This window comes from Cellulomonas sp. P4_D11 (assembly GCF_056401915.1).
In genome coordinates this window covers 19,074-35,979 of record NZ_JBFUIK010000002.1, presented here as the reverse complement: position 1 = coordinate 35,979, position 16,906 = coordinate 19,074, and the positions used below count along the sequence as shown (strand labels likewise).

Annotated in this window: 18 protein-coding genes and 4 tRNA genes; 14 read left to right on the top strand and 8 right to left on the bottom strand. The window is 68.8% G+C overall.

All coding sequences use genetic code 11. The features are described 5' to 3' along the window. Positions 1–73: 73 nt before the first annotated feature. Entirely contained in the window at positions 74–502 is a 429-nt protein-coding gene (locus tag AC1DT4_RS01675) for an iron chaperone (protein ID WP_477088029.1), read from the top strand. A 200-nt stretch (positions 503–702) separates the two neighbouring features. Beyond that, positions 703–1,170, top strand: coding sequence for an MGH1-like glycoside hydrolase domain-containing protein (locus AC1DT4_RS01670; RefSeq protein WP_477088028.1), 468 nt, complete (start codon positions 703–705; stop codon positions 1,168–1,170). A gap of 147 nt (positions 1,171–1,317) precedes the next feature. Here AC1DT4_RS01670 and AC1DT4_RS01665 read toward each other — a convergent pair whose 3' ends face one another. Next, positions 1,318–2,094, bottom strand: coding sequence for a FadR/GntR family transcriptional regulator (locus tag AC1DT4_RS01665; protein ID WP_477088027.1), 777 nt, complete (start codon positions 2,092–2,094; stop codon positions 1,318–1,320). Between the two features lie 199 nt (positions 2,095–2,293). Between AC1DT4_RS01665 and AC1DT4_RS01660 the strand changes: the two genes are divergently transcribed. Both AC1DT4_RS01660 and AC1DT4_RS01655 read left to right on the top strand, forming a co-directional pair. Then, on the top strand, positions 2,294–3,367 hold the full coding sequence (locus AC1DT4_RS01660; RefSeq protein ID WP_477088026.1) for a mandelate racemase/muconate lactonizing enzyme family protein: 1,074 nt from the start codon (positions 2,294–2,296) through the stop codon (positions 3,365–3,367). A 6-nt stretch (positions 3,368–3,373) separates the two neighbouring features. Next, a complete protein-coding gene (locus AC1DT4_RS01655; protein ID WP_477088025.1) occupies positions 3,374–3,652 on the top strand; it encodes a hypothetical protein in 279 nt (92 codons plus the stop codon). Positions 3,653–3,711: 59 nt separating this feature from the next. On the opposite strand, the gene AC1DT4_RS01650 is transcribed toward AC1DT4_RS01655, so the two are convergent. From AC1DT4_RS01650 to AC1DT4_RS01640, 3 genes are read right to left on the bottom strand one after another with little or no spacing between them, the layout of a single operon-like run. After that, entirely contained in the window at positions 3,712–3,906 is a 195-nt protein-coding gene (locus AC1DT4_RS01650; RefSeq protein WP_477088024.1) for an aldo/keto reductase, read from the bottom strand. Then, complete coding sequence (locus tag AC1DT4_RS01645; RefSeq protein WP_477088023.1) at positions 3,906–4,748, bottom strand: amidohydrolase family protein; 843 nt, start codon at positions 4,746–4,748, stop codon at positions 3,906–3,908. The genes AC1DT4_RS01650 and AC1DT4_RS01645 overlap by 1 nt, the downstream gene beginning before the upstream one ends. Further along, on the bottom strand, positions 4,745–5,071 hold the full coding sequence (locus AC1DT4_RS01640; RefSeq protein WP_477088022.1) for an L-rhamnose mutarotase: 327 nt from the start codon (positions 5,069–5,071) through the stop codon (positions 4,745–4,747). The genes AC1DT4_RS01645 and AC1DT4_RS01640 overlap by 4 nt, the downstream gene beginning before the upstream one ends. Positions 5,072–5,204: 133 nt before the next feature. On the opposite strand from AC1DT4_RS01640, the gene AC1DT4_RS01635 reads away from it, so the two are divergent. From AC1DT4_RS01635 to AC1DT4_RS01615, 5 genes are all read left to right on the top strand, one after another. Then, on the top strand, positions 5,205–6,236 hold the full coding sequence (locus AC1DT4_RS01635; protein WP_477088021.1) for a zinc-dependent alcohol dehydrogenase: 1,032 nt from the start codon (positions 5,205–5,207) through the stop codon (positions 6,234–6,236). Then, the gene (locus AC1DT4_RS01630; protein WP_477088020.1) at positions 6,233–6,988 is read left to right on the top strand and encodes an SDR family oxidoreductase; all 756 of its coding nucleotides are present in this window, start codon (positions 6,233–6,235) and stop codon (positions 6,986–6,988) included. The genes AC1DT4_RS01635 and AC1DT4_RS01630 overlap by 4 nt, the downstream gene beginning before the upstream one ends. A 474-nt stretch (positions 6,989–7,462) precedes the next feature. Beyond that, a complete protein-coding gene (locus AC1DT4_RS01625; protein ID WP_477088019.1) occupies positions 7,463–8,794 on the top strand; it encodes an ABC transporter substrate-binding protein in 1,332 nt (443 codons plus the stop codon). 144 nt (positions 8,795–8,938) lie between these two features. Continuing rightward, on the top strand, positions 8,939–9,757 hold the full coding sequence (locus tag AC1DT4_RS01620) for a carbohydrate ABC transporter permease (protein ID WP_477088018.1): 819 nt from the start codon (positions 8,939–8,941) through the stop codon (positions 9,755–9,757). Further along, positions 9,744–10,661: a carbohydrate ABC transporter permease gene (locus AC1DT4_RS01615; RefSeq protein ID WP_477088017.1), complete on the top strand. Its 918-nt coding sequence runs from the start codon at positions 9,744–9,746 to the stop codon at positions 10,659–10,661. Before AC1DT4_RS01620 ends, AC1DT4_RS01615 begins: the two co-directional genes overlap by 14 nt. Positions 10,662–10,928: 267 nt before the next feature. Here AC1DT4_RS01615 and AC1DT4_RS01610 read toward each other — a convergent pair. The 3 genes from AC1DT4_RS01610 to AC1DT4_RS01600 all read right to left on the bottom strand — a co-directional run bounded on the left by AC1DT4_RS01610 (position 10,929) and on the right by AC1DT4_RS01600 (position 11,235). Then, positions 10,929–11,003, bottom strand: a tRNA-Val gene (locus tag AC1DT4_RS01610). Between the two features lie 34 nt (positions 11,004–11,037). Next, positions 11,038–11,108: transfer RNA gene (locus AC1DT4_RS01605), tRNA-Cys, on the bottom strand. Between the two features lie 55 nt (positions 11,109–11,163). Then, positions 11,164–11,235 (bottom strand) — tRNA-Gly (locus AC1DT4_RS01600). A 146-nt stretch (positions 11,236–11,381) separates the two neighbouring features. Between AC1DT4_RS01600 and AC1DT4_RS01595 the strand changes: the two genes are divergently transcribed. Continuing rightward, complete coding sequence (locus AC1DT4_RS01595; RefSeq protein ID WP_477088016.1) at positions 11,382–12,461, top strand: chorismate-binding protein; 1,080 nt, start codon at positions 11,382–11,384, stop codon at positions 12,459–12,461. Positions 12,462–12,465: 4 nt separating this feature from the next. Then, entirely contained in the window at positions 12,466–13,329 is an 864-nt protein-coding gene (locus AC1DT4_RS01590; RefSeq protein WP_477088015.1) for an aminotransferase class IV, read from the top strand. A gap of 70 nt (positions 13,330–13,399) precedes the next feature. On the opposite strand, the gene AC1DT4_RS01585 is transcribed toward AC1DT4_RS01590, so the two are convergent. Further along, a complete protein-coding gene (locus tag AC1DT4_RS01585; protein WP_477088014.1) occupies positions 13,400–13,828 on the bottom strand; it encodes an SsgA family sporulation/cell division regulator in 429 nt (142 codons plus the stop codon). Between the two features lie 288 nt (positions 13,829–14,116). Here AC1DT4_RS01585 and AC1DT4_RS01580 point away from each other — a divergent pair. From AC1DT4_RS01580 to AC1DT4_RS01570, 3 genes are all read left to right on the top strand, one after another. After that, positions 14,117–14,189: transfer RNA gene (locus AC1DT4_RS01580), tRNA-Val, on the top strand. A 132-nt stretch (positions 14,190–14,321) separates the two neighbouring features. After that, positions 14,322–16,334 carry a threonine--tRNA ligase gene (gene thrS, locus AC1DT4_RS01575; RefSeq protein WP_477088013.1) on the top strand — a complete coding sequence of 671 codons (2,013 nt, stop codon included), beginning with the start codon at positions 14,322–14,324 and terminating at the stop codon, positions 16,332–16,334. After that, positions 16,331–16,906 (top strand): HIT family protein, encoded by a 576-nt coding sequence (locus AC1DT4_RS01570; protein WP_477088200.1) that lies wholly within the window; start codon positions 16,331–16,333, stop codon positions 16,904–16,906. Before thrS ends, AC1DT4_RS01570 begins: the two co-directional genes overlap by 4 nt.

Here is a 16,906-nt window from a genome sequence, read left to right as displayed (position 1 = left end):
TGAGCCCGTCCCTGTCACACCGCGTCGACGGCGAACGTCAGGTCGATGACAGCTCCCCAGGGAAGGAACCACCGTGACCAACACGACCGAGACCACCGAAGGCTTCACCTCCGCCGAGCGCGCCGCCATCAAGGACCGCGCCCAGGAAGTGCGCGCGAAGGGCAAGAAGGCCGACGGGCTGAACGACCTGCTCGAGAAGGTCGCCGAGATGGAGGACGCGGACCGGGCCATGGCCGAGCGGCTGCACGTCCTCGTCACGGACGCTGCGCCGGAGCTCGAGCCGAAGACCTGGTACGGCATGCCGGCGTACGCCAAGGACGGCAAGGTCCTGCTGTTCTTCAAGCCGGCGGCCAAGTTCAAGAACCGGTACGCGACGCTCGGCTTCAGCGACGTAGCGGCCCTCGACGACGGCTCGATGTGGCCGACGGAGTTCGCCCTCGCCCGGCTGACCCCCACGGCGGAGAAGCACATCACGGAGCTCGTCACCCGGGCGATCGGCTGAGCGTCGACCCCGGGCGCCCGACGCTCCGGCGGGCGCCCGGGGAGTGACGCTCCGTGAACCGGTCGTCGACGACGACATCGCTCACGCTCGCCGCCGCGCACGAACGAGCGATCCTCGCCGCCGTCAGCGACCAGACCATCCGCAGAACGGCCAGCGGTGGTTCACGACCCTGACCGCCGCCGCCGACCAACGCGTTCACCGTGATCCACGACCCGCTCGGAACGCCGATCGGTGGCAATCCGCGCACGACACCGTCCTGGAGGCGCTCCCGCGATCTGTGGAACGGCAAGGAGTTCGTCGCGGTCGGGTCATTGCCGGGACGACCGAGCACCGCATCCAGCCTGCCCAACCTCCTGCCAATCGTTCTCGGCCAGCGGTTGCCCGCCGACGTCCGCGACGCGCTGGCCTCCCGCCTCGAGGGTCACCTGCCAGAGTTCGGCTCGGCGACCGAACGGGTCGACTCTCGGCACGACGAGGACGATGGCTACCGGCGCGGCCCGATCTGGGCGCCGTCGACGGCGCTCATCGAGAGTGGCCTGCGCGCCTCGGGGTATTCCGAGCTCCCGGATGCGGTCAGCGCTCGCTTCCGCGCTCTGTGCATGCGTCGGGATTCGCAGAGCTTCGACGCACGCACCGGGGCGGGCCTCCGAGATCGCGCCTACACGTGAACCGCCTCGGTCTACCTGACTCCGGCCGCGGACGCCTCGGGCGTTGAGCGTGGGTGCCGCGCCAACGTCGTCGCCCGGCGAACCGTGTCGAAACCCTGGCCACCCGAGATCCCGGATCCATCTCCGTCGACGTGATCCCCGGGGCGCCTACATGCGGCGCGACTTGGTGCCCGAGTGGTCCGGCAGCCGGCGGCGTTGCCAGGCGTCGATGATGTGCGAGTACATCGCGTGCTCAGCGTCCTCGGGGGTGCGGGCCTCGATCGTCGCGAACACGGCTTCGTGCTCGCGCAGCGTCCGCTCGTGGAACGACGGCGGTGTCATGCCGTGGTACCGCGCGCTGTCGCGCGCACGCTCGAACAGCGACCGGGCGATGCTCTCGGCGAGCCGGTTGCCGGAGATCTCCATGACGATGTCGTGGAAGCGCACGTCGGACGCACCGAAGGCGCTGGGGTCGTCGAGCGAGGCGCGCATGGACTCCAGGGCCTGTCGCAGCGTCTCGAGCTCCTCCGACGAGCGGACGCGGGCGGTGTCGGCGGCCATGGCGGCCTCGAGGCGGGCACGGACGTCGCTGAGCTCGTCGAGGACTCCGAGCGTCTCGTCGTGCGCGATGAGAGCCGTCAGGACGACGCGGTCCATCATGTTCCACGACCGGGTCGGCTGCACCGTGGTCCCACGACCCTGACCGACCGACACCAGCCCCTTCTCCTCCAGTCGCTTGACCGACTCGCGCAGCACCGTCCGGCTGACCCCGAACTGCTTGGCGAGCGGGACCTCCGGCGGCAGCGTGTCGCCGGGCGCGAGCTGCCCCGTGACGATCACGTTGACCAGCGCCTCCACGACCGCCACGCCCAGGCGTTGCGCAGGCATCCGATCCTGGATGGACGGGATGCGCGGGCCCTCTGCGGCCGGGTCAGGAACGGTCATGGCGGGAGTATATGCGGATGTGCGCACTGTGCAGACGTGTGATGTATGTTCTTTTCGTGGCGGCACTGCGGCCGACCGCGCGCCGAAGAGGACATGTGAGCGAATGAGAATCACCGCGTACCGGACCGTGACGACACTCCAGGACTGGGGGCGCCCCGTCGGCGATGTCAACGGCTTCGTCCGGGACGGCATCACCGAGGTGCCGATCGTCGTCCTCGAGACGGACGAGGGCGTCGAGGGGATCGGCGTCGGGTCGCACGTGGACATCGACCGCGTCTTTCCTGCGATCGAGGGCGAGGACCCGCGCGCGGTGGTCGCGCTGTACGACCGCATGCTGGCCCGTGTCTTCAAGGGCGGACACGTCGGGGCGACGTTCGGCGGCATCGGCGCACTGGACATGGCGCTCTGGGACTTGAAGGCGAAGATCGCCGACGAGCCCCTGTGGCGCACCCTTGGGGCGCGCGACCGGTTCGTGCCCGCGTATGCCTCGGCGCTGGAGATCGCGATCCCCGACGACGAGCTCAACGACCTGTACGGCGAGTGGGTGGCGCGCGGGTTCACGAGCGTCAAGGTGAAGGGCGGCCTGAACCTGGACAGCGACCTCGTCCGGTTGGCGCGCGTGCGTGACATCTTCTCGGCCAACACGCCCCGACCGGGCATCATGCTGGATGCCAACGAGTCCTGGAACCGCAAGCAGGCGATCCGATACATCCACGCCGTCGAGGAGAAGGTCGACCTGTCCTGGGTCGAGGAGCCGTTGCGGCGGTGGGACGCCGACGGCATGGCAATGGTCAGTCGCGCTGTTCGCGCGGGGGTCGCCACCGGCGAGAACCTCACCGGTCTGGAGCAGTTCAAGCCGCTTCTGGACGCTGGGGCCGTCGACATCGTCCAGGTCGGCAGCATGTGGGGGATCACCCACTTCCTGCGTGTCGCGGCAGTCGCGCACAGCCGCGACCTGCCCATCAGTCCTGTCGGGTCGACGGCGAACCCCGTCTTCCATGCCGCCGCGGCCGTTCCGAACCACCTCTCGGCAGAGTTGCAGGACCTTGGAGCCCCGCTCGGCATGACGGTGGACTATGAGATCGCCGATGGTGGCATCGTGCTCGGGGACAAGCCCGGTCACGGCACGACGATCGATGAGACGCGGATCGCCCGGGCCGTGCCGCTGGACGGGTGGGCCCAGACGGACGGGCCGCACGTCCGCCCCGACCGCGCCGGCCTGCGACTCGTGCCAGAGTCGCGATCGGACGACCGTCGTCAGAGCGGTCGATAGGCGTCGTTGGCTCTCTCACGGCCACTGGCTCGTCCCGTCGTCGTCGCGGACGACTTACGGTGTGCGACCCCTCTGGCCGAGGCGCTCGTGACGGGCGGCCTTCCCGTCGCCGAGTTGACACGTCGCACGCCGACCACGCTCGCCCTCCCGCGGACCATGTCCCGGCACGGCGGCCTCCTCATCGGCGCCGGAACCGCGCTGGACGCCGCCCAGGTCGATGACCCGGCCGATTCTCGGCGCCGCGTGGGCTGGACCTGGCCTGGTTTCCGCCGACCGGCCCGATGACCGTCAAGCAGCGTGAGGGGTTGGACATCCTCGAGCACACCTAGGCAGCTTTCCGCCACCTACCCGGTCGACGCGAGCACTGCCCGCGCGGTGTCGAAGTACCGCACCCCCCGTTCCCACGCACGCTCGACTGCGCGGGAGGCGTCGTCGTCGGTCATCGGACGGTGCAGGTTGCCCAGCGGCGACGCGCCGAAGCCGATCTCGGAGATGTGAAGACCGGTGCCGCCGAGCGGGCGGGCGGGATGGGCCGTCATCACAGCCCGTAGACGCGGGTCGCGTTGACACCGTCGATCGCGTCGCGCTCGGTCTGCGACAGGTCGTCCGTGAGCTCGAGGTAGGCCCTGAGCCAACGGCCGTACCCGCCGGCGAGCTCGACGACCGGCCAGTCGGAGCCGAAAAGCAGCCGCTGCGACCCGAACGTCGCGAGCACATGCTCGAACACCGGGCGCAACCGCGGGGTCGACCAGCCGTGCCAGTCGTCCTCGGTGACTAGTCCGGAGACCTTCGTGGCCACGTTCGGGCAGCCCGCGAGCTCGGCGAGGTCCCGGGCCCACGTCGCCAGCTCGGTACTGCGCATCGGGACCTTGCCCCCGTGGTCGAGGACGAAGGACGTTCCAGGGAGGCTGCGGGCGACGTCGGCGGCCAGGGGGAGCTGGTGATGGGCGATCAGCACGTCGAACACCAAGCCGGCGTCGCCGAGATCCGACAGCCCCCGCCGGACGTCGTCCCGGGCGAGCCAGTGTGGGTCCTCTTCGACAAAGGTGACGTGCCGAACGCCGACCAGCCGGTCGCCGCCCGGCAACCGGCGAAGCGTCCGGAGCTGCTCCGGTACGTCCCCCGTGAGATCCAGCCAACCCACCACACCGCGGATCTCCGGCGTGGCGTGAGCCACCGCGAGGAGGTCGACCGTCTCCGAGAGGTCGTTGACGGCCTGCACCACCACGCAGCCGTCGACACCGTGGAGTGCCAGCTCCGCGACGGCCGCGTCTGGTGGAAAGTCACGATCGATCGCCGACATCGGCTGTGCGTCGAGCCAGGGTTGCGGGTGCTTGGCCCGCTCCCACATGTGCAGGTGGGAATCGAGAAGGTGCCTCACGGAAGGTGCCAGAGCTCCTCGAGCCGGCGCCATCCGTCCGTCGGTGCGGCGAGATGTCCGAACGGTGTCTGGCAGGGGCCGGTGAGCGCGAGCCACTCCCGGGTGACGGGATCGGCGTCCAGGACCGCCAGGTCCGCGTCGTGGTCGTCACCGATGTACTCGTAGTACCCGAACAGCGTGTCCTCGATCAGAAGGATCGAGTAGTTGGTCACGTGGTGCGCCGAGAGCAGGGCCTCGACGCCCGGCCAGACGTCGGTGTGCAGCCGGACGTACCTGTCGCGCTTCTCGGGGACCACGTCGACGACGAAGGCACATCGCTGCATGTTCACTCCTTCGTGGTGAGCCGAGCGACGCCAGAGTAGATCATACATGTGACGTGTACTCAATCCTCCGGTACAGTCCGAAACCGGATCGTGACCAACGAGGGTCGCCGGCCGACACCGAAGGAGATGCGCTGTGCGCAGTGCTGCATATACAGGGAACGGGACGGTCGAGGTCCTCGCGTCCGAGCCTGTGCCCCCGCCCAGCGGTCACGTGCAGGTCCGCGTGGCCTTCGTCGGTTTGTGCGGTACGGACCTGCACGTCGTCCACGGGGCCATGGACGCCCGCGTCACCACGCCGCTGATCTTCGGTCACGAGATGAGCGGGACGATCGAGAGGGTGGGCGAGGGCGTCGCCGGCTGGTCGGCGGGTGATGCCGTGACGGTCATGCCGCTTGCCTGGGACGGGACCTGCCCGGCGTGCCTGGCCGGTCATCAGCACATCTGCCAGAACCTGGAGTTCATCGGGATCGACTCCCCGGGTGCGCTGCAGACGCTGTGGAACGTGCCGGCCCACACTCTCGTCGCACTCCCCGCGGGCCTGGCCTTGGACGTCGCGGCGCTGGTCGAGCCCACTGCCGTCGCCGTCCACGACGTCCGCCGCGGTGAGGTTGCGCCCGGCGACCATGTGGTCGTGCTCGGGGGCGGGCCGATCGGGGTACTGATCGCGACCGTCGCGCGGCACGCCGGCGCGATCGTCGCGATCGTCGAGCCCGATCCCCACCGTCGCGCGCAGATCGAACAGCTCGGTCACGTGGCCGTCGACCCCGGCTCGACCGATCAGGCCGCCTGGGTCGCCGCATGGACCGACGGTGCAGGTGCCGATGTGGTCTTCGAGGTCTCCGGCGCTGCGGCTGCGGTCGCTGCCGCCACCGGGCTGGCCAAGGTTCGAGGGACGATCGTCGTCGTCGCGATCCACGGAGCCCGCAGGGAGGTCGATCTCATGCAGATCTTCTGGCGCGAGCTCCGGGTCCTGGGTGCCCGCGTCTACGAGCGGTCCGACTTCGAGACGGCGAGCTCCTTGCTGGCCGACGGTGTCGTGCCGAGCGAGCTGCTCATCTCACAGGTCGTGCCCCTCACCGCTGTGCGAGCCGCTTTCGACGACCTCGAGCGGGGACTCGCCATGAAGATCCTGGTCGATGTCGCCGCTACGGAGAGTGCGAAGTGAACCCGTTCGACCTGACCGGGCGGCTCGCCGTCGTCACCGGCGCCAAGCGCGGCATCGGCTTCGCCCTCGCCGAGGCGCTCGCCGCCGCGGGTGCCGACGTGATCGGCGTGAGCGCCACGCTCGAACGCGAAGGCAGTGCCGTGGCGCGGGTCGTCGAGTCGCACGGGCGCTCGTTCCAGAGCTACGCGGTGGACTTCGGCGATCGTGAGGCGGTCACCACTCTCGGCGGAGAGCTCGCCGAGCGAGCGCCCGACATCCTCGTCAACAACGCCGGCACGATCGCCCGGATGCCGGCCGCGCAGCACCCCCTCGACTGGTGGGACCGCGTCCTGGAGGTCAACCTCACGAGCCACTTCGTGCTGACTCAGCTCGTCGCGCGGCCGATGCTGGAGCGCGGCTCAGGGAAGATCGTCTTCACCGCGAGCCTGCTGAGCTACCAGGGCGGGATCAACGTCCCCGGGTACACCGCATCGAAGTCCGCCGTCGCCGGGCTCACCAAGGCCCTCGCGAACGAGTGGGCATCGCATGGGGTCAACGTCAACGCGATCGCACCCGGCTACATCGCGACCGACAACACCCGGGCCCTGCAGGACGACCCCGAGCGCTCCCGGGCGATCCTCGAGCGGATCCCCGCCGGCCGGTGGGGCAGAGCCACCGACCTGTGCGGGGCGGTCGTCTTTCTCGCGTCGTCCGCCTCGGACTACGTCGACGGGATCACCATCCCGGTCGACGGTGGCTGGCTCGGACGATGAGCTAGCGACCTCCAACGTGGTGCCGGCTCCAGACGTGACTGGCCAGAGCCGCCTACCGCATCAGGTCGGATCCGCGGCGAGCGAGCCGGTACTCCCTCGACGTGCCCGGCCGCGTTCCACGAGCGGACCCCCTCTGAGCACGACCAGATCCTTCCGGCGTCGCGGCCGGAGTCGGCTGACGAGGCGGCGCCGGCCACGCGCGGGCACTGCGTTGATCGGGGCAGAGCGCCCCGATCACCATCACGTTGGGGTGAGCGTCAGGTCGGTCAGCGCCAGGCTGGTCGCGGCCCGTGGCAGGTCCGCCACGGGAGAGGCCCGCCAACCAGGGGCACTCATTGCGCATACGTCACATGTATGATCGAATGGCAAAAGCACCGCCAAAGTGGGTGGTGAAGTCGTCAACGACGTCGACCAGAAGAGGACGCGACAATGTCAGCACAGCAACGCCGCCTCACCCGATTCCCCCGTCTGTTGGTGCTGACCGCAGCAGCCGCGAGCCTCGCGCTGATGGCGGCCGGTTGCTCCAGCGGAGGTGGTGGTACCGACTCCAGTTTCGGATTCCCCGCCCCCGAGCAGGTCAAGGACAGTCCGATCACCATCTGGGTGGACGCTGACCGCTCGGCTATCGCCGAGGCATTCCAGAAGGACAACCCCGACATCAAGGTGAAGATCGAGACGTACGACGGCAACTCCGGCGGTACCAACTCGTTCCAGACCAAGGTCGCGCTCGCCGACGCAGCCGGTGAAGGCTGGCCCGACGTCGTGTGGTCGGGGCAGGTGAACGACGCCAGCTGGGCCGCGAAGGAGCAGAACGGCGTTCAGGCTTTCGCCGCGGCGCTCGACACGGGCGTCACCGAGGACGGCTGGCTCGACGGCTACACCGCGCACGCGCTGGACCCGGTGACGGTCGACGGCCACATCTACGGTGCCCGCGACAACCTCGCGCCCGTGGTGTTCTGGTACAACAAGGCCCTGTTCGACGAGTTCGGCTACGACGTCCCCGAGACCTGGGAGGACTACCAGGCGCTCAGCGACAAGCTTGCAGCCGACCACCCTGGATACGTCCTCGGCTCGATCGGTGACCCGTTCACCGCGGTGCTGACGGACATGTGGGCGGCTCAGGCGCCGATCTACACGGTCGACAGTGACAACAACTTCACGGCCGACTTCTCGGATGACCACACGACCCGCATGATCGCCCTCCTGGACCACATGTTCGCGAACGGCACTCTGACGCTCGATGGACTGTTCACACCCGACTGGGCGGCGAACCACAAGGACACGACGCTCGGCATCCCCGGACCGACCTGGTTCATCGGAGCGGTCATCCAGAACCCTGACAGCCTCGCCGCAGAGCCGGGCACGTGGGCTGCTGGCGCTCCGTTGCACTGGGCTGGCGAAGACGTCAATACCGGCAACGTGGGTGGTGGCTTCTGGTACGGCTCGAGCCACTCGGCAAACCTCGAAGCAGTGGGCAAGTTCCTGCAGTACGCGACGAGCGGTCCTCAGTCTGTCAAGTTGATCACCGGCCTGCCGGCGTACGAGTCAACGGCGAGCGAGTGGTTGGACGGACAGGTCGACAGCGGTTACTGGGCCGACTCGGACACGTTCAAGGACGTCGTCACTGGCGCAGCTAGCCACATCTGGGCCGGATGGGGTGCGACGCTCTCCTTCAGCTCTGAGCCCGCTTGGGCTGAGATCGTGGCTCCGGCTCTGGCCGCCGGCAACACCATCGACTCGGTCGCAGACGAGTGGAAGACGCGATACGAGAACGACGCCAAGGTCAACGGCTACACGGTCAAGTAAAGAATGACAAGAACCATCTCTAGCACCGATATAGCGCCTCTCGCTGCCTCCCCTCCACAGGGGCGGCGGCGGGGGACCGCCCGGCGCCCGCCGAGCCGAACCGGCTCCCAGGCCTACATTGGCTACGCATTCTCGAGTGGCTACGTGCTGCTGCTTCTGGCCTTCGGTATCGTGCCGATGCTGTACGCGCTGTACCTCGCTTTCACCAAGCGCGGACAGTTCGTCGCATTCGACAATTTTGTCAAAGTGTTCGGCGATTTCCGATTCTTCCCGGCCGTGCAGCACGTTGCGCTCTTCGTCGCCATCTGGCTGGTGAGCCTCCTTGTGCTCGTCGTCGTGCTGGCGCTCATCGTCCACGCCGCGCGCGTCAGGTGGGTGTCCTCGTCGACCCGATTCCTGTTCTACATCCCCGGAGCGTTGGCAGGGTCAGCGAGCGTCCTGCTCTGGCTCTTCCTGCTCGACCCGAGCGTGAGCCCTATTGCTGTTTTGCTGCAGCAATTCGGATTCGATAGCTTCATCACAACGGTCGCCCAGTCCAACCTTCCGGTGATCTTCACGATCATCGCATTCTGGGTCGGTGCCGGTGGATGGATCATCATCATGTACGGCGCGCTCAACACGATCTCAACCGATGTGATGGAGGCCGCCCGCATCGACGGTGCCGGGCCCCTGAAGACGGCGTGGTATATCCAGATCCCGCTCATGCGGAAGTGGATCGTCTACATGGTCATCGTCTCGATCGCGGCCGGAAGCCAGTTGTTCGTCGAGCCCAGGGTCCTCAGCCAGGCGAGTCGGGGAGTTGTCCCGAAGGACTATTCGATCAATCAGCTTGCCTATCAATTCGCTTTCGGTACCCAGTCGGACTACAACGGGTCGGCGGCGATTTCGATCCTCCTCCTGGTCGTCGCGGCGGGCCTTGCGGCCATCTTCGTCTTCAGAGGAGGACTCTTTGACCGCGACTGATCTCCGGGTCGTTCCCTCGGCGCAGACTCCCGCGCGGTGGCTCCGGCGTGTTCTCGTCATTGCCGTTCTTGTGTTCTTCACCGTGTTCTTCGTGCTGCCCCTAGCGTGGCTGTTGCTTGCGCCGACGAAGTCCCAGGCCCAGCTCAATGGTGCCAACGGCGAGCTGCCGTTCAGTTTCGGGTCTTTCGATCAACTCGCTGAGAACTGGAACAATCTGGTCAGCTTCCAGCACGGCATCATCTGGACCTGGCTCGGCAATTCGGTGCTGTACACCGGGGTCGCCCTGGTGGTCACGATCATCGTGACGATTCCCGCGGGCTATGCCCTCGCGATGACCACCTTCAAGCTTCGTCGGCTCGTGCTCATCACGACTCTCATGGTGATGCTCATCCCGAACACGGCACTTGCGTTGCCGATCTTCCTCGAACTCACCAGGGTTCATCTGGTTGGTACGCCGCTCGCCGTGATCCTCCCCTTCGCCTTCTTCCCGTTCGGGGTCTATTTGGCTTACATCTATTTTTCCACGACGATGTCGCGCGATCTGCTCGATGCCGCCCGCATCGATGGCGCGGGCGAGTTCCGGGTCTTCACAAAGATCGCCGTGCCCCTGGCGGCCCCCGTGATCGCGCTCGTCGGCTTCTTCAACTTTGTCGGCAACTGGAACAACTATTTCCTCCCGTTCGTCACGCAGCCCGGGTCGCGAAAGATGCCCATACAGGTGGGCTTGACGGAGCTGATCTCGAACACGCCCGTCTTCAACCCGACCAATGTCGCCTCGTTGACGATCAGCCTTCCCCAGTTGGCGCTCGCGACGCTCATCTCCGTGGGTCCGGTTCTGGTGGTCTTCTTGTTCTCACAGCGCTTCCTCGTGACCGGGCTGACAGCGGGTGCCACGAAGGAATGACCCGCCGGCTCACGATGGCGTGCCGGATGTGACCCGAGCGGTGTGAGGAGCACCTCGCGGGCTCTGACGCCTCCGGCGCAAGGTCCGATCGTGGAGATCGAGCCAGGGAACGGGCCAATGACCAGCGGCGTCCCGCTGTGTCCGCCAGTGTCTATCGGGTCCCTCCGTACGCCAACTGGAGACCTGGTTGGCGTAAGCAGTTGGCGTACGCGCGACCGAGGGCCGTTTCCGATGATTCAGAAACGGCCCTCTGCCCTGCAGTGATGCTGGTGGGCGATACTGGGATCGAACCAGTGACCTCTTCCGTGTCAGGGAAGCGCGCTACCGCTGCGCCAATCGCCCGGGGATCAATCCGGATACTTCATCAGGTGATACGAGGTGGAGATGGGATTCGAACCCACGTATACGGCTTTGCAGGCCGCTGCCTCGCCTCTCGGCCACTCCACCCTGAGACCGCAGTCCTCAGCGGCTGCGGTCAGCCGATCAGGAGTGTCTGCCTCCGAGCGGACGACGGGATTCGAACCCGCGACCCTCACCTTGGCAAGGTGATGCTCTACCACTGAGCCACGTCCGCACAGCACGTCCTCCCGGTTTTCACCGGTGTTCCGTGTGCGTCCCGAACTCTAACTGACGATCTCCGCGAGAGTCCAACTGGCTCCGGGCAGGCGGGTGATCGTGCGGATCGCGGGCTGCTCGGCCCCTGGTCGGTAGCGTGTGCAGGTGCCCGAGCCGATCGTCCGTCCCCCCGGCGTCGCGTGGTTCGCGGGCGTCGAGGCGAGCGGCGTGGTCGAGGTCGTGGACGTGCGCGCGCAGCCCGAGCGGCTCACGGAGCCGGGCTGGTGGGCCGTCGTCGGCGACTTCGAGGGCTCCGTCCGGGCGTGGCGGTTCGCGCAGACGCGTCGCGCCACGCAGGACGACGAGGGCCCGTGGTCCGGCCCGGACGCGGCGGCCTGGTCGACCTCACTGAACCGCGCCGAGTACGTCGAGGCCGTCCGCGCGGTGCGCGCGCACATCCAAGAAGGGGACGTCTACCAGGCGAATCTCTGCCGGGTGCTGAGCGCGCCGCTGCCTGCGCCGCCGCACGCGGAGCCCGACGCCCGCGCGCTCGGCGCGGTGCTCGACGCCGGCAACCCCGCGCCGTTCTCGGGCGGCGTGCACGTGCCCGGACAGGTGTGGGTGGTGACGGCGTCGCCGGAGCTGTTCCTGCGCGTCGAGGGCGGCGTCGTGTCGTCCGGACCCATCAAGGGGACCGCCGTGACGGCGGACCTGCTGACCGACAAGGACCGCGCCGAGAACGTGATGATCACCGACCTCGTGCGCAACGACCTCCAGCGGGTCTGCGCGCCGGGCACGGTCGAGGTCACGACGCTCCTGGGTGAGGAACGTCACCCCGGCCTGGTCCACCTGGTGAGCACGGTGCAGGGCGTGCTCGACGACGACGTGGCCCGGGCCGAGGACCTCTGGGCGCGGCTGCTCGACGCGACGTACCCGCCGGGCTCGGTGTCGGGAGCGCCCAAGTCGTCGGCGCTCGACATCATCGCCGCTCTCGAGACCGTCCCGCGGGGCCCCTACTGCGGCGCCGTGGGGTGGATCGAGGTCGGCGCCGACGGCGCGGTGCGGGCCGAGCTGGCGGTCGGCATCCGGACGTTCTGGTGGGCCGACGACGTCCTGCGCTTCGGCACCGGCGCGGGGATCACGTGGGGGAGCGACCCGGACGCGGAGTGGGCGGAGACCGAGCTGAAGGCCTCGCGACTCGTCGGCCTCGCCTCCGGCGACGGTGCCGGGCCGATGACAGACTGATCCGATGGGTGTCGTGATCTGGTCGAACGGTCGTCTCTACGGCCCGGAGGACCTCCTGCTGTCCGGCGTCGACCACGGGCTGACCGTCGGCGACGGGGTCTTCGAGACGTGCGCGGTCTACGACGGGACGGCGTTCGCGCTGACCCGTCACGTGCGCCGCCTGAAGCGGTCCGCGCTGGGCATCGGCTTGGCGGAGCCCGACGAGGGCGCCGTCCGCGAGGGGGTCGCGGCCGTGCTGGCGGCGGCTGGTCCGGAGACAGGTCGCCTGCGCATCACGCTGACCGGCGGTCCCGGGCCGCTGGGCTCGAACCGCTTCGCGCCCGAGGACCAGCGCCAGACCGTCCTCGTGCTGGCCGGACCGGGTGCGCGGTCGGAGGTCTCCCGCGTGGTGCGCGTGCCGTGGGTCCGCAACGAGCGGTCGTCCGTCGCCGGCCTGAAGACCACCTCCTACGCGGAGAACGTGGTCGCGGTCTCCGAGGCCTACCGCCTGGGCGCCGACGAGGCGGTGCTCGCGAACACGGTCGGCGACCTCTGCGAGGGCACGGCGTCGAACGTCTTCGTCGAGCGCGGCGGCGAGCTGGTGACGCCCCCGCTGTCCAGCGGCTGCCTCGCCGGCATCACGCGTGAGCTGCTGCTCGAGTGGGCCGCCGACGCGGGACTGCCGGTCCGGGAGGGGGCCGTGGGGGAGCTCCGCTACGACGTCCTCGACCAGGTCGGCGACGGCACGACGCACCTCATGATGAGCGGCTCCATCCGCAACGTCTCGCCCGTGGTCAGCCTCGACGGGTCCGCGGTGGCGGCCGGACCGATCTCCCTGGAGGCGCAGCGGCTGTTCCAGGCGCGCCTGGCCGACGACCTGGATCCCTGAGGACGCGGAGCGCCCGGACACGCGACGACCGGCCCCGCCACAGGCGGAACCGGTCGTGGAGAGTGATGGGTCAGGCGGTCAGGAGAGCGGCGATGAGCGCCGTGATCTCGCCTTCCATACGGTCGCTCTCGGTGCCCAGCGGCACGAGTGCCTCGGTCCCGGCGAGGAACCTCTCGATGGGCTCGGTGGGGGCGGCGAGGAGCGCGCTGCCCTCGACTCCACTGAGCGACACGAGCGTGTAGTCGGGGTCTTCGTCACGCCACACCTGCACGTCACCGGTCCCGGCGGGCGCGTCGGCCGTCGCGTGCATCCCCAGGGCGAGGAGCTCGCGGCCGATCAGCCACGTCGACATGGTGTGCGGGCCGGTGAAAACCGCGCGCACCGTGTAAGGGTCGGTGGTCCGGAAGGAGAACTCGGCGCTCACGGGGATGACGCTCGCGTCAGAACCGATGAGCTGCATGGCGACGACCTCGACGACGTCGTAAGTCGAGCTCGTCATCGGGTCCTCCTGTTCGCAAGGGCTGGAGGTCTCATCATGGCAGGCCACATGCCCGATTGGACCGGTAGGCACCGCGAGTTCACCCGGAGGGACGCGCCCCCGAACGGGGACGGCAGGTGACAGCACCCATCTTGGCGACGGCGTAGCCCTTGACTCCGTCGCGATGACCTGCAGGTAGCCGGTTTCGGAATCTCGTGCCCGGCCGGGTAGCATCCTCTTCGATGTCACCCGCGGGTGCACGTCATTCGCGGCACCCGGCGTGTCGCGAGGGACGGAACCGCGGTAGACGGGCGATTGGCTCAGTTGGTAGAGCGCCTCGTTCACACCGAGGAGGTCATCGGTTCGAGTCCGGTATCGCCCACTCGACCAGGAGGGGTCGGCCCAGCGGGCCGGCCCCTCCTGACGTGTATATGACGTCGGGTGGGTGGCGGCCCCGCCGGTAGCATCGAGGGGCTCGCCGCCAGGGCGAGCGGCCACGAAGGAGGCTGTACCGGTGCCCGAGCTCATCACCCTCACCGTCGACGGGATCGCGACCACGGTGGAGCCGGGGACGACGGGTACCGACCTGTACTCCTCCCGGCGCGACGTCGTCGTCGCCCGCGTGGACGGTGAGCTGCGCGACCTGCACCTGCCGCTCGACGGCGGTGCAGTCGTCGAGGCCGTGACCATCGACGAGCCCGACGGCCTCGGCGTGCTCCGGCACTCGGCGGCGCACGTGCTCGCGCAGGCGGTGCAGGAGGTCAACCCGACCGCGAAGCTGGGCATCGGGCCGCCGATCACCGACGGGTTCTACTACGACTTCGACGTGGAGACCCCGTTCACCCCGGAGGACCTCAAGGCGATCGAGAAGGTCATGGGCCGGATCGTCAAGGAGGGCCAGACCTTCCGACGGTGGGACGTGACCGAGGACGAGGCCCGCAAGGAGATGCGCGACGAGCCGTACAAGCTCGAGCTCATCGGCCTCAAGGGCGACCCGACCGCGGCCGACGGCGCGTCCGTCGAGGTGGGGCTCGGCGGCCTGAGCATCTACCAGAACGTGCGCGGGGCCGGCCGGGAGAGCGAGCAGGTCGTCTGGCAGGACCTGTGCCGGGGGCCGCACATCCCGAGCACCCGGCTGCTGGGCAACGCCTTCCAGCTGACCCGATCGGCCGCCGCCTACTGGCGCGGGTCCGAGAAGAACCCGCAGCTGCAGCGCGTGTACGGCACCGCATGGCCCACCAAGGACGAGCTGCGCGCCTACCTCGAGCGCATCGCCGAGGCCGAGCGCCGGGACCACCGCCGTCTGGGCACCGAGCTGGACCTGTTCTCCTTCCCGGACGAGATCGGCTCCGGCCTGGCCGTGTTCCACCCCAAGGGCGGCGTCGTCCGTATGGAGATGGAGCACTACAGCCGGCTGCGGCACATCCAGGGCGGGTACGAGTTCGTGAACACCCCGCACATCACCAAGAGCAAGCTGTACGAGATCTCGGGGCACCTCGACTGGTACGCGGAGGGCATGTACCCCCCGATGACCCTCGACGAGGAGCGCGACGCCGAGGGGCACGTCCGCAAGGCAGGGCAGCAGTACTACCTCAAGCCGATGAACTGCCCCATGCACAACCTGATCTTCGCGGCCCGCGGCCGGTCCTACCGCGAGCTGCCGCTGCGGCTGTTCGAGTTCGGCACCGTGTACCGGTACGAGAAGTCGGGCGTCGTGCACGGCATGACCCGCGCCCGCGGCTTCACCCAGGACGACGCCCACATCTACTGCACCCGCGAGCAGATGGCGGACGAGCTCACCACGACGCTGACGTTCGTCCTGGACCTGCTCAAGGACTACGGGCTCGACGACTACTACCTGGAGCTGTCGACCAAGAACCCCGAGAAGTTCGTGGGTTCGGACGAGGTCTGGGACGAGGCCACGGAGACCCTGCGCGCGGTCGCGGAGGCCTCCGGGCTCGACCTGGTGCCCGACCCGGGCGGCGCGGCGTTCTACGGACCGAAGATCTCGGTGCAGGTCAAGGACGCGCTCGGGCGCACATGGCAGATGTCGACCATCCAGCTGGACTTCAACCTGCCCGAGCGCTTCGAGCTCGAGTACACCGCCTCCGACGGCAGCCGCCAGCGGCCCGTGATGATCCACCGTGCGCTGTTCGGGTCGGTCGAGCGGTTCTTCGCCGTGCTGACCGAGCACTACGGCGGCGCGTTCCCGGCCTGGCTCGCGCCGGTCCAGGTGCTCGCCGTCCCCGTGGCCGAGCCGTTCGAGCCCTACCTCGACGACGTCGTGCGACAGCTCCGGGCGCAGGGGATCCGGGCCGAGGTCGACCGTTCCGACGACCGCTTCGGCAAGAAGATCCGCAACGCCAGCACGCAGAAGATCCCGTTCGTGCTCATCGCCGGCGGTGAGGACGCCGAGGCCGGAGCCGTGTCGTTCCGCTACCGCGACGGGCGCCAGGACAACGGCGTGCCGGTCGCGGAGGCGATCGAGCGGATCGTGTCGGCGGTGCGCGACCGCGTGCAGGTCTGACGGTGGGCGACGGCATCGGCGGCATCGAGGACGCCGGCGACCTCGCCGGGGTGCCCGACGGGTTCCAGCGCCTCTGGACGCCGCACCGCATGGCGTACCTCGGCGGGCAGGACAAGCCCGTGGACCGCGAGGCAGGCGAGGGCTGCCCGTTCTGCCGCATCCCGACGCTGAGCGACGAGGTCGGGCTGGTCGTCGCGCGCGGCGAGGTGGCGTACGTCGTGCTCAACATCTACCCGTACAACTCGGGGCACCTGCTGGTCTGCCCCTACCGGCACGTCGCCGACTACACGGACCTGACCGACGCGGAGGTGGCCGAGGTGGCCGCGCTGACCCGGACGGCCATGCGGGTGGTCCGGGAGGTCTCGGCGCCGCAGGGCTTTAACCTCGGCATGAACCAGGGCGACGTCGCCGGCGCGGGCATCGCGGCACACCTGCACCAGCACGTGGTGCCGCGGTGGGGCGGGGACTCGAACTTCCTGCCCATCGTCGGCCGCAGCCGCGCGCTGCCCGAGCTGCTGAGCGACACGCGGGCGCGGCTCTCCGCCGCCTGGCCCACCGAGACGTTGGGATGA

Excerpts from the sequence above, each read along its gene's own strand:
- AC1DT4_RS01585 (WP_477088014.1), bottom strand. The coding sequence starts at position 13,828 with ATGACGAGCTCGACTTACGACGTCGTCGAGGTCGTCGCCATGCAGCTC.
- AC1DT4_RS01665 (WP_477088027.1), bottom strand. The coding sequence starts at position 2,094 with ATGACCGTTCCTGACCCGGCCGCAGAGGGCCCGCGCATCCCGTCCATC.
- AC1DT4_RS01640 (WP_477088022.1), bottom strand. The coding sequence starts at position 5,071 with ATGCAGCGATGTGCCTTCGTCGTCGACGTGGTCCCCGAGAAGCGCGAC.
- AC1DT4_RS01590 (WP_477088015.1), top strand. The coding sequence starts at position 12,466 with ATGGGTGTCGTGATCTGGTCGAACGGTCGTCTCTACGGCCCGGAGGAC.
- AC1DT4_RS01650 (WP_477088024.1), bottom strand. The coding sequence starts at position 3,906 with ATGACGGCCCATCCCGCCCGCCCGCTCGGCGGCACCGGTCTTCACATC.